7 protein-coding genes are annotated in these 12,030 nt (G+C 73.8%); 1 reads left to right on the top strand and 6 read right to left on the bottom strand.

The window, feature by feature from the left end:
• Positions 1 to 173 precede the first annotated feature (173 nt).
• Positions 174 to 494, bottom strand: coding sequence for a hypothetical protein (locus tag AB0K65_RS05890; protein WP_365714533.1), 321 nt, complete (start codon positions 492 to 494; stop codon positions 174 to 176).
• A gap of 222 nt (positions 495 to 716) precedes the next feature.
• A complete protein-coding gene (locus AB0K65_RS05885) occupies positions 717 to 2,918 on the bottom strand; it encodes an ATP-dependent DNA helicase UvrD2 (RefSeq protein ID WP_365714478.1) in 2,202 nt (733 codons plus the stop codon).
• Between the two features lie 175 nt (positions 2,919 to 3,093).
• Here AB0K65_RS05885 and AB0K65_RS05880 point away from each other — a divergent pair, with 175 nt between their 5' ends.
• Positions 3,094 to 3,336, top strand: a complete 243-nt coding sequence (locus AB0K65_RS05880) for a mycoredoxin (RefSeq protein WP_328905725.1) — start codon at positions 3,094 to 3,096, stop codon at positions 3,334 to 3,336.
• 111 nt (positions 3,337 to 3,447) lie between these two features.
• Here AB0K65_RS05880 and nudC read toward each other — a convergent pair whose 3' ends face one another.
• The 4 genes from nudC to AB0K65_RS05860 all read right to left on the bottom strand — a co-directional run.
• A complete protein-coding gene (gene nudC / locus AB0K65_RS05875) occupies positions 3,448 to 4,407 on the bottom strand; it encodes an NAD(+) diphosphatase (RefSeq protein WP_365714477.1) in 960 nt (319 codons plus the stop codon).
• A gap of 42 nt (positions 4,408 to 4,449) precedes the next feature.
• On the bottom strand, positions 4,450 to 5,889 hold the full coding sequence (locus tag AB0K65_RS05870; protein ID WP_365714476.1) for a dipeptidase: 1,440 nt from the start codon (positions 5,887 to 5,889) through the stop codon (positions 4,450 to 4,452).
• 10 nt (positions 5,890 to 5,899) lie between these two features.
• Positions 5,900 to 9,580, bottom strand: a complete 3,681-nt coding sequence (locus AB0K65_RS05865) for an ATP-dependent DNA helicase (protein WP_365714475.1) — start codon at positions 9,578 to 9,580, stop codon at positions 5,900 to 5,902.
• Positions 9,581 to 9,897: 317 nt separating this feature from the next.
• On the bottom strand, positions 9,898 to 12,030 hold a 2,133-nt coding region (locus AB0K65_RS05860; RefSeq protein WP_365714474.1), incomplete at its 5' end, for a PD-(D/E)XK nuclease family protein.

Raw genomic sequence — 12,030 nt, 5'->3', positions numbered from 1 at the left:
GGGTGTCTTTCCTCGTCTGTTGTTCCGGCCTGTTGGCCGGGGTTTCGGCTGGTACCGGGTCTTGCTTCGTCCCGAAGCCCCTTCGCTCCGTCATCCCCGTTCGAGGACAAACAGAAGGGCCGCGGATCCCGGGTGGGGTTCCGCGGCCCTGAAGGCGCCGGCCTGATGGAGAATCAGGCTGGATCACTCCAGGGTTCGAGCCCACGGAAGGCCCACATCGTGTGGTGCTGCGTCGTCTGCTGCTGGGTTCCGGCACCGGTCGCCGCAAAGGCATAGGCCGTGGCCTTGCCCGCTGCTACTCCTGCTTCCAGTGCCTTGGTCGGTCGCTCGTCGCGCTCCATGACGGGGAGAACCGCCAGGGCGGCCGCGGGCCGCAGGGCCACGGCGCCGGCCAGACCGGCGCCGGACATACCGGTGCCAGGAAGACCGCTGCCAATGAACGCCGAACCGGAGAGGCCGAGCGAGCAGGTGGAGACGACCGAGCGATCGGTCATTTTGTCGGTGCTGACGAAGCTGACGTTGGTGCTGTCGATGTTGCTGATCACTGGAATCGCCTCCTCTCGGCGTCTCGGAGGGCTCGGTGTGAGCCGGACCCTCATCTTCATTTGGACAAGTACAGCACGAAAGCAGGGCTTCGAAGAAGCCGCTGTTTCCGTGGTTAAGAACCTATGGGGCTTGACGGGGCGTGCGCAAACTATTTTTCCGACGAGTTTCACTCAGGGTGTCTCGTCGACTCCTCCAGGCTCCTGACCTGCCTCTTCATCCGGCTCCCGGCCCGCGCAGAGGGCCAGAACGGCGGCGCCGAACCGGTCGAGCTTGCGGGCGCCGACGCCGGAGATCGAGGCCAGCTCTCCGTCACTGGAGGGGACGCACTCGGCGATCGCCATCAGCGTCTTGTCGGTGAAGACGCAGTACGCGGGCTGCCCCAGCTCCTTGGCCTGGTCGGAGCGCCACTCGCGCAGCCGCTCGTACAGCGCCTCGTCCATGTCGGAGGGGCAGTCCTCGCAGCGCATCAGCTTCATCTCGCCGGCCTCGGTGAGCGTGGCGCCGCAGACCCGGCACAGCACCGGGCCGCGCCGCTTGCGGCGACCGCCGCCACTGCCCCGCTCGACCGAGCCGCCGCCGCCCGGGCCGCCGGCGCCCAGAGGCCCGGAGCCGGGCCGCAGCCCCTTGAGGAAGCGGCTGGGACGCCGGGAGGCGCGGCCGCCCGGGGAGCGGGAGAGTGCCCAGGAGAGCGAGAGGTGGAGACGGGCGCGGGTGACACCGACGTACAGGAGGCGGCGCTCCTCCTCGATCTGCTCGTCGGTCTTGGCGTACGTGATCGGCATCATGCCCTCGGTGAGGCCGACCAGGAAGACGGCGTCCCACTCGAGGCCCTTGGCCGCGTGCAGGGACGCGAGGGTGACGCCCTGGACGGTGGGGGCGTGCTGGGCGGCGGCCCGCTCGTCGAGTTCGGCGACCAGGTCGGAGAGGGTGGCGCCGGCCTTGGCGCGGGCGAAGTCCTCGGCGAGCCGGACCAGGGCCGCGAGCGATTCCCAGCGGTCGCGGACGGCGCCCGAGCCGGCGGGCGGCTCGGTGGTCCAGCCCTTGGTGGAGAGCACGGCGCGGACCTGAGAGGGAAGGTCCTCGGTGTCGTCGAGCAGCGAGTCGTTCCCGCCGGCGCGGGCGGCTCCCCGCAAGGCGATGCCGGCCTCCCGCACCTCCTGGCGCTCGAAGAAGCGCTCGGCGCCGCGCAGCTGGTAGGGCACGCCGGCGTCGGCGAGGGCCTGCTCGTAGACCTCGGACTGGGCGTTGATGCGGTAGAGCACGGCGATCTCGCCCGCCGGCACGCCGGCGGCGATCAGGTCGCGGATGCGGCGGGCGGTGCCCTCCGCCTCGGCGGGCTCGTCGGCGTACTCGGTGTAGGCGGGGTCGGGGCCGGGGTCGCGCTGGGAGATCAGCTCCAGGCGGTGCTCGGCGGCGCGGCCGCGTGCCTGGCTGAGGAGTCCGTTGGCCAGGTGGACGACCTGGGGGGTGGAGCGGTAGTCGCGGACCAGCTTCACGACGGTGGCGTCGGGGTGCCGGGTCCGGAAGTTCAGCAGGTGGTCGGGGGTGGCGCCGGTGAAGGAGTAGATGGTCTGGCTGGCGTCGCCGACGACGCAGAGGTTGTCGCGGTCACCGAGCCACAGGTCGAGCAGCCGCTGCTGGAGCGGGGAGACGTCCTGGTACTCGTCCACGACGAAGTGCTGGTACTGCCGGCGGATCTGGTCGGCGATGTCGTGCCGGTCCTGGAGGATGCCGACCGTGAGCAGCAGCACGTCCTCGAAGTCGATGACCGAGCGGTCGCGCTTGAGCTGTTCGTACATGGCGTAGATCTGGCCGATCTCCGCCGGGTCCCGGGGGGCGTCGCGCACGGACTTGGCGACGGCGGCCGGATAGTCGGCCGGGACGGTCTGGGTGACCTTGGCCCACTCGATCTCGCCCGTGACATCGCGCAGCTCGTTGCGGTCGAGGCGGACGCGGCAGCGGGCGGCGGCCTCGGCGACGAGCTGGATCTTGCGCTCCAGGAGCCGGGGCAGATCGCCGCCGACGACTTTCGGCCAGAAGTACTGCAGCTGGCGGAGCGCGGCGGAGTGGAAGGTGCGGGCCTGGACGCCGCCGGCGCCCAGCTCGCGCAGCCGCCCGCGCATCTCTCCGGCGGCCCGGTTGGTGAACGTGACGGCCAGCACACTGCCGGGCTGGAGTATGCCCGCCCGCACGCCGTAGGCGATGCGGTGCGTGATGGCCCGTGTCTTGCCCGTGCCGGCTCCCGCCAGCACACACACCGGGCCGTGCAGGGCCAGGGCGACCTCGCGCTGCTCGGGGTCGAGCCCGTCGAGCACCGCGTCGGCCGAGTCCGGAACCCGCGGGAAAAGAGTGGAGTGCGTTGCTGCTGTCACCCCGCCATGCTGCCAGGTTCGGCGGGGTGGATGCGGCACGTCGTCCACAGGGCCGGGGCTCCGGTCATATGAATCCGGCCTCGGTGGCTCCGGCGGCGCGAAGCCCGGGAATGGCCGGACTGCGGCGTACGTTCTCCTCCTCGGCACCCATCCGCGAACAGAGGAGCGCCAGGTCATGCAGGGCACTGTGACGATGTACAGCACCACGTGGTGCGGCTACTGCCGTCGGCTCAAGGGCCAGATGGACCGCGAGGGCATCGCGTACACGGAGATCAACATCGAGCAGGACCCCGAGTCGGCCGCGTTCGTGGAGAAGGCCAACGGGGGCAACCAGACGGTACCGACCGTGCTCTTCCCGGACGGTTCCACGCTGACCAACCCCTCGCTCGCCCAGGTGAAGCAGAAGGTCGGCGTCTGAGTCGTCGCCGCACGCGCACCCGAGGAGCCCCCGCCCGGCATCGCCGGACGGGGGCTCTTTTCGGCCATCGGGGACGCGCCGGACCGTGCCTTCCCGCGCTGTCCCGCCGGGTCAGACCACGTCGCCCGGCTTCGGCAGCGGCTTGCCGTACCAGAGCTCGATCAGCCGGGAGGCGATCGAGATGCCGTACGGCGGCAGGACCTCGCCGGACTCGAAGGCCGCGGTCAGGTCCTCGCGGGAGAACCATCGGGCCTCGTGGATCTCCTCGCCGTCGACGTTGATCTCCGACGAGGTGGCGCGCGCGAAGAAGCCGAGCATCAGGCTGGAGGGGAAGGGCCAGGGCTGGCTGGCGACGTACTCGACCTCGCCGACCGTGACGCCCGCCTCCTCGAAGACCTCGCGCACCACCGACTGCTCGATCGACTCGCCCGGCTCGACGAAGCCCGCGAGCGTCGAGAAGCGGCCCTCGGGCCAGTGGACCTGCCGGCCCAGGAGGGCGCGGTCCTGCTCGTCCGTGACCAGCATGATCACGGCGGGGTCGGTGCGCGGGTAGTGCTCGGCGCCGCACGCCTGGCAGCGGCGGATGTGGCCGGCGGCCGCGATGACCGTGCGCTCGCCGCAGCGGGAGCAGAAGCGGTGGAGGCGCTGCCAGTTCTCCAGGGCGACGGCGTGCACCATGAGGCCCGCGTCGCGGGGCGAGAGCAGCAGCCCGGCCTCGCGCAGTCCGGCCGGGCGGGCGGACTGGTCCATGCGGCCGGGCAGGGAGTCCTTCTGCAGGGCGAAGTAGGAGACGCCGTCGGCGTCCGTGCCCAGGAAGTAGCGGTGGGTCTCGGTGACCGGGGCTTCGAAGGCCGGGGTCATGACCAGCTCGGTGCGGCCGTCGGGGGTGTCGTCGATCAGCACCTGGCCGCCGGAGACGACGAAGACGCGGGTCGTCGGGTGGCTCCACGCGGCGGCCAGCCAGGCCTCGTCGAGACGGTGGTGGGCCGCGCGGTCGATGCCGCTCGGGGCGGTGAGCCCGATTGGACGGTCCGCGGGCCCGGTCTCGGTCTCGTGGTTCATGCTGCTCACAGGTGCTTCCAACTCCCCCGGTTCGGTGTGTGGGTTCGGCGTTCAGCGCTGCGGGGCGGCTGCAGGAGCGGCAGCGGGCAGGTCGCCCCACAGATGAGCGGTGGCCTCGACGCCCTTGAGGAGGAGGTCGAGCTCGACCTTCTCGTCGGGGGCGTGCCAGCCGTCGGACGGTACGGAGATGCCGAGGAACAGCACCGGCGCGTCCAGGACGTCCTGGAGGTCGGCGGCGGGGCCGGAGCCGCCCTCGCGGGTGAAACGGATCGTGGCGCCGTCGAAGGCCAGGCTCATGGCGCGGGCGACCGACCGCAGGGCCGGGTGGTCCAGCGGGGTCAGGCACGGCCGGGTCGGGGCGCCGAAGACGATGTCGTACCGGATCCCGGCGGGGACGCGGGCGGCGAGCCAGTCGCGTACGGCGATTTCGATCTTGGCCGGGTCCTGGCCGGCGACCAGCCGGAAGGAGAGCTTCAGCTGGGCGGAGGCGGGGACGATCGTCTTGCCGCCGGGGCCCTGGTAGCCGCCGCCGATGCCGTTGACCTCGGCGGTGGGGCGGGCCCAGACCCGCTCCAGGGTGGAGAAGCCGGCCTCGCCGAGGGTGCCGTGGGACTTGGCGGTGCGCAGCCAGGAGGCCTCGTCGAAGGGCAGCTCGGCGATCAGGGCGCGCTCGGTCTCCGAGAGCTCCGTGACGCCGTCGTAGAAGCCGGGGATGGCGACCCGCTCGTCCTCGTCGTGCAGGGCGGCGACGATCCGGCCGGCGACGGTGGCCGGGTTGGGCACGGCTCCGCCGAAGGATCCGGAGTGGATGTCCTGATCGGGGCCGTACAGCTCGATCTCGCAGTCCGCGACCCCGCGCATGCCGGTGCAGACGGTCGGGGTGTCCTCCGACCACATCCCGGTGTCGGAGACGATCACGACGTCCGCGGCGAGCCGGTCCGCGCGGGCCTCGATCAGCTCGCGGAAGTGCGGGGAGCCGGACTCCTCCTCGCCCTCGACGATCAGCTTGAGATTGACGGCGGGGGCGGTACGGCCGGTCGCGGCGAGGTGCGCGCGGACGCCCAGGGTGTGGAAGAACACCTGGCCCTTGTCGTCGGCCGCGCCCCGCGCGTACATCCGGCCGTCGACGATGTGCGGCTCGAACGGATCGGTGCGCCAGCCGTCCTCGCGGGCGGCGGGCTGGACGTCGTGATGGCCGTAGACCAGCACGGTGGGGGCGTCGGCCTCCCCGGAGGGCCACTCCGCGAAGACGGCGGGGGCGCCGTCCGTCTCCCAGACCTCGGCCGTCGTGAACCCGGTCTCCGTCAGCTTGGCGGCGAGCCAGTCGGCGCTGCGCCGTACGTCCTCGGCGTGGGCGGGCTGCGCCGACACGGACGGGATGCGCAGCCACTCGGCGAGGTCGTCGAGGAAGGCGGCGCGGTGCTGCCGGATGTACGTGCGTACGGCCTGGGTACGTGCGGTCTGGACGGCGCTGTCCGGGGTGTCGCTCATGCTCCTGAGCCTATCCGGCGTCCGGGTCCGGTCCGTCCGGCGGTCCGTACACCTGTCCGTACGGCGGTCCGTACCGCTCTCCGTCGGGCGCCGTGTCCGGCGCTTCGCCCGACAGGATCTCCTCCAGCTCGGCCCGGCCGGGGAGGCGGGCGGGACGCACGACGTCGCCGGTCCGGACGTAGACGAAGGCGGCGGTGACCTGGTCGACGCGCAGGCCGTGCTGCTCGGCCCAGGCGAGGCGGTAGATCGCGAGCTGGAGGGGATCGGCCGTGCGCAGGTGGCTGGTCTTCCAGTCGACGATCTCGTACGCGCCGGAATCCGGGTCCCGGTAGACGGCGTCGATCCTGCCGCGCACGACCCGCCCCGCGAGGGAGAGATGGACCGGGACCTCGACGCGGTACGGGGTGCGGTGGGCGTACGGGGTGAGGGCGAAGGCGTCCTTGAGGGCGTCGAGGTCGCGCTCGTCGGCGATCTCCGGTTCGCCGGCGAAGTCCTCGCCGCCGGGGAGTTCGTCGGGTCCGAGCAGGGGGAGCGGCAGCTCCTCGAACCGGGACTCCACCCAGGCGTGGAACCGGGTGCCGCGGCGGGCGGCGGGCTGCGGGGGCCGGGGCATGGGTCGGGCCAGGTCCTGGGCGAAGCCGTCGGGGTCGGCGGCGAGGCGGAGGACCTGGGAGGCGGACAGATAGGCGGGCAGCAGGACGTCGCGGGTGGTGGCGCGGGCCCGGCGCAGCTCGGTCGTGAGGGTGGCCAGGTCGCGGTCCCAGGAGGCGAGGGTGCGCTGCTCCTCGGGGGTGAGGCCGGACCGGTCCTCCCCCTGGACGGGGTCGTCGTCCAGGGGCGCGCGGGGGGCGGGAACGTCGTCGGCGGGCGGGGGCGCTGAGAGCGACGACGAGCCGGCCCGGGAGGCGTCGGCGGCGTTCGTCCGGCCGTCGGCGTCGGGGCGGCCGCCGGAGCGGGGCAGGCCGTCGGCGTCGATCCCGTCGTCGGCGTCGGCGCGGCCGCCGCAGGGGGACAGCTCGTCGTCACGGAAGGGGTCCTCGTCCCACAGGGGCTCGTCGTCCCAGACGGGCTCCTCCTCCGGCCAGGGTTCCTCACCGGACGGCGCGTGGTCCCGCGGTCCGTGATCCCGAAGCCCGTGATCCCGCGGCGCGTCGTTCCCCGGTTCGTGGTCCTGCCTCCCGGAACCCTGCGCGGGCAGCTCGCCCGTGGACCACAGCAGGGTCTTCACGCGCTCCGCCGCCTTCCGGCGGCGGGCCAGGGAGTCCGGGTCGAGCGGAAGCGGCCAGGCCCGGTCCGTCGTGGGTTCGGCGAGGGAGGGGTTCTCGGCGTCCTGGTCCGGCTCGTCTGCCCAGGCCTCGATGTCGCCGAAGCCGGCCGCGCAGTGCTCGTACAGGTCGTGGAGGAACGCGGACGGGCCACGGGGCTTCTTCTGGGCCGGGCCCCACCAGTGGGCGGAGCCGAGCAGGAGGGACCGCGGGCGGGTGAACGTCACATAGCCGAGGCGCAGCTCCTCGGTGTGCTGGTGCTCGCGCATCCGCTCCTTGAAGGCCTTCAGGGAGGCCGCGTCCCAGCCGTCGACGTCCGGCAGGGTGGCGGCGTCGCCGCGCAGGGCGTGCGGCAGCACCTGAGGCTGGGAGGTCCACGACTCGCGGGACCTGCCGCTGGGGAACTGGGAGGCGACCAGGCCGGGCACCGCCACGACGTCCCACTCCAGCCCCTTGGACTTGTGGGCGGTGAGGACCTTGACGGTGTTCTCGCCGCCCGGGAGGGCGTTGTCCAGGCCCTTCTCGTACTGCGCGGCCGTGCGCAGGAAGCCGAGGAAGGCCAGCAGGGTCGCCTCGCCGTCCAGGGAGGCGAAGCCCGCCGCCGTGTCCAGGAAGTTCGAGAGGGTCTCGCGTCGCCGGGCGGCCAGGGCGTGCGGGGAGGCGGAGAGCTCCACCTCCAGGCCGGTGGTCGCGAGGACGCGGTGCAGGACGTCCATCAGGGGGTCCGCGAGCGAGGAGCGCAGGCTGCGCAGTTCGGCGGCGAGGCGGGCGAAGCGGACCCGGGCCTCGGCGGAGAACGGCAGGCCGTCGTCCTCGCCGCCGGACTCCAGGAAGGTGTCGAGCGCGTCGGCGAGCGAGACCACCTCGGCCGGGTCGACGCCCTCGACGGCAGCGGCGAGGCGCTCGTCGGCATCGGTGCCGCCGCCCCGCTCACGGTGCACGAGGAGCCGGGCGCGGCGGCCGAGGAGGGCCAGGTCGCGGGGGCCGATGCGCCAGCGGGGGCCGGTGAGGAGACGGACCAGGGAGGCGTTGGCCCCCGGGTCCTGGAGGACCTCGCACACGGCGACCAGGTCGGCGACCTCGGGCAGGTGCAGCAGGCCGGAGAGGCCGACGACCTCGACGGGCACGTCCCGGGCCACCAGGGCGGCCTGGATGGCGGGGAAGTCGGTGGCCGTGCGGCACAGGACGGCGATCTCGCCCGGTTCCCTGCCGGTGCGGACGAGGTGGGCGAGGGAGTCGGCGAGCCAGTCGATCTCCTCGGCGTGGGTGGGCAGCAGCGCGATGCGCACCGAGCCGTCGCGCTCCGCGCCGGGGGCGGGCCGCAGCGCCTCGACGCCCGCGTGCATGGCGCGCAGGGGGGCGGCGAGCCCGTTGGCGAGGTCGAGGAGGCGGCCTCCGCTGCGCCGGTTCTCGGAGAGGGCGTAGCGGGCGGCGGGGCTGCCGTCCTCGTAGGGGAAGTGGTCGGGGAAGTCGTCGAGGTTGGCGACGGACGCCCCGCGCCAGCCGTAGATCGCCTGGCAGGGGTCGCCGACGGCGGTCACGGCGTGCCCGCTGCCGCCGCCGAAGAGACCGGAGAGCAGCAGTCGCTGGGCGACGGAGGTGTCCTGGTACTCGTCGAGGAGGACCACCCGGAACTCGTCCCGGAGGATCGCGCCGACCTCGGGGCGGGTGGTGGCGAGTTCGGCGGACAGGGCGATCTGGTCGCCGAAGTCGAGGAGGTCCCGGGAGCGTTTGGCCGCGCGGTAGCGGACGACGAGGTCGAGCAGTTCGCGGCGGGCGGCCGCGGTCTCGGGCACCTTGCGCAGGTCGGCGTTGGACAGCTTGGCGCGGGAGAGGGTGTCGAGGAGGTCGGAGTCGTAGGCCGCGAGGTCCTGCGGCCGCACGAGGTGCTCGGCGAGCTCGGCGTCGAGCGCGAGCAGGTCGCCGACCAGGGTGGGGAAGGACTTGGTCAGGGCGGGATACGGCCCCGGGGCCTCGCGCAGCACACGTGCGGCGAGCTGATAGCGGGTGGCGTCGGCGAGGAGCCGGGAGGTGGGCTCCAGGCCGATGCGCAGACCGTGGTCGGTGAGCAGCTGTCCGGCGAAGGCGTGGTACGTGGAGATGCGCGGCTCGCCCGGGGGGTCGTCCGGGTCGATGGCGTCCGGGTCGGTGACCCCGGCCCTGACGAGGGCGGTGCGGACGCGTTCGGCCAGCTCGCCGGCGGCCTTGTTGGTGAAGGTCAGGCCGAGGACCTGCTCGGGCGCGACCTGGCCCGTGCCGACCAGCCAGACCACCCGAGCGGCCATCACCGTCGTCTTGCCGGAACCGGCTCCGGCCACGATGACCTGCGGGGCGGGCGGCGCGATGATGCAGGCCGTCTGCTCCGGGGTGAACGGGATGCCGAGCAGCTCCTTGAGCTGCTCGGGGTCGGTGATGCGTGCGGTCACTCCAAAGAGGCTAACGGGGACCACCGACAATCCCGCCCGGGGCCGTCGGGCGGGGAGGGGGCCGACGGCGGCGCACGGCTCGGCGGCCCGGTAAGCCGGGGCTCGGCGGGTTGAGCGGCTCGTCGGCTCACCGGCCCGGGAACTCGGCGGCTCGTCGGCTCACCGGCCCGGGAACTCGGCGGCTCGGCCACCGGCCCGGTCGGGAGAGGTCGACCGTCCCATCCGCCGGCGGGACGACGGCCCTCACCGGCCTGTCGTAGGCGGAGAGGAGGATCACCTTCGGCTTCGTCGGCGAGGCGGCGGCGGGTCCCGCGCCCTCACTCGACGATGTGGCGGCCTTCCGGCTGGGCGCTGCACGAGGCGCGGAACGCGCAGTGCGTGCAGTGCTGTCCCGTGGCGGGCGTGAAGCGCTCGTCGAGGACCCGGCCCGCCGCCGTGGCCAGCAGATCGCCGACCCACTCCCCCGCGAGGGGCTCCTGAGCCTGGACCCGCGGGAGGGCTTCGCCGCCCTCCTTCTTGGGAGCGGGCTGGCGCAACTGTACGAGTTCGGCGCCACCGGGTGCGGGACGGCGGCCGTCGAAGACCTCGTCGAGGGCCCCCTCGCGGACCGCGAGCTGGTAGACGGCGAGCTGGGGGTGGTGGGCCACCTCCTCACGGGTGGGAGCCGACTTGCCCGTCTTGAAGTCGACGACGTAGGCGCGGCCGTGCTCGTCCGTCTCGACGCGGTCCATGGAGCCGCGGATCCGGACCTCGTACGCGCCGGCTTCGAGGGTGACGTCGAAGTCGTGCTCGGTGGCAGCGGGCGTGCGACCGCCGCGGTCCATGACGTGCCAGCGCAGGAACCGTTCCAGCGCCACGCGCGCGTGCTCCTTCTCCTGGGCCGACTTCCAGGGCGCGTCGAAGGCGAGCGCGTCCCAGACCGAGTCCAGGCGGGCCATCAGGACGTCCAGGTCCGCGGGGGTGCGGCCGGAGGCGACCTCGTCGGCGAGGACGTGGACGACGTTGCCGAAGCCCTGGGCGGCGGTGGCGGGCGCGTCGGCCTTCACCTCGCGGCCCAGGAACCACTGGAGGGCGCAGGTGTTGGCGAGCTGGTCGAGCGCGGAGCCGGACAGGGCCACGGGGTGGTCGCGGTCGCGGAGCGGGACCGTGCTGTGGGTCGGCTCGAAGAGGCCCCACCAGCGGTCCGGGTGCGCGGCGGGGACCAGCGGCTGGTCCTCGTCGTCGGTGAGAGCGGCGAGCCGGGCCAGGCGCTGTGCCGCGGCTTCCCGCAGCGCGGGCGAGGCGGCGGGGTCGACGGTGGTGGCGCGGAGCTCGGCGACGAGGGCGGCGACGGCGAGGGGACGGCGGGGGCGGCCCGGGACGTCCTTGGGCTCGACGCCGAGTTCGGCGAGGAAGCGGGAGGGCTGGTCGCCGTCCTCGGCGGGGGCCTTCACGGCGGTGACGACGAGGCGGTCGCGGGCGCGGGTGGCCGCGACGTAGAAGAGGCGGCGTTCCTCGGCGAGGAGGGCGCCCGGGGTGAGAGGTTCGGCGAGGCCGTCGCGGCCGATCCGGTCGGCTTCGAGGAGAGAGCCGCGGCGGCGCAGGTCGGGCCAGAGGCCCTCCTGGACACCGGGGACGACGACCAGGCTCCATTCCAGGCCCTTGGAGCGGTGGGCGGTCATGAGCCGGACGGCGTCGGGACGGGCCTGGCGCTTGGAGAGGGTGTCGGCGGCGATGTCCTGGGCGTCGAGCTCTTCGAGGAAGTTGAGGGCGCCGCGCCCGCCGACGCGGTCCTCGGCCCGGGCGGCGGTCTCGAACAGCGCGCAGACGGCGTCGAGGTCGCGGTCGGCGTTGCGCCCGGCGGCGCCGCCGCGCAGCGCGGCCCGTTCCAGGCGGCCGGGCCAGGGGGTGCCGTTCCACAGGAGCCAGAGGGCGTCCTCGGCGGTGCCTCCGGCGGCGAGGCGGGCACGGGCCTGCCGCAGGAGGTCGCCGAGGCGCTTGGCCCCGCGGGCGTAGGACTGGTCGTGGGCGACGAGCCGCTCGGGCTCGGCGAGGGCGCGGGTGAGCAGCACGTCGGAGGGCGGCGGCACCTTGTTCCCCCCGGCCCGCTCCTCGTCCCGCAGGGCCCGCCCGAGCCTCCGGAGGTCGGCGGGGTCCATCCCGGCGAGCGGCGAGGCGAGCAGGGCGAGCGCGGTCTCGGTGTCCAGCCAGCCCGACGGGACGGTGCCCTGGGCGGTGTCGGGCTCGGTGCCGTGGGCGTCCTGGGCCGTGTCGGTCTCGGTGCCCTGGGCACCCTGGGCCGTGTCGGCGCCGGTTCCGTCGGCCGCCCCCGTGGCGGCGTCCCGGGCCGTGGAGGACACGGCACCCTGGGCGCCGAGGGCCGCGCCGGGCCCGATCTCGGTCTCGGCATCCCGGGCCGTGTCGGGCTCGGTCTCGGTGGCTCGGGCACCCCGGGCCGTATCGCCGTCGCC

Origin of the sequence: Streptomyces sp. NPDC053755, assembly GCF_040677675.1 — a bacterium.
Lineage (GTDB): Bacteria > Actinomycetota > Actinomycetes > Streptomycetales > Streptomycetaceae > Streptomyces.
The sequence above is the reverse complement of the archived record's forward strand: the minus strand, read 5'-3'. Positions and strand labels throughout refer to the sequence as shown.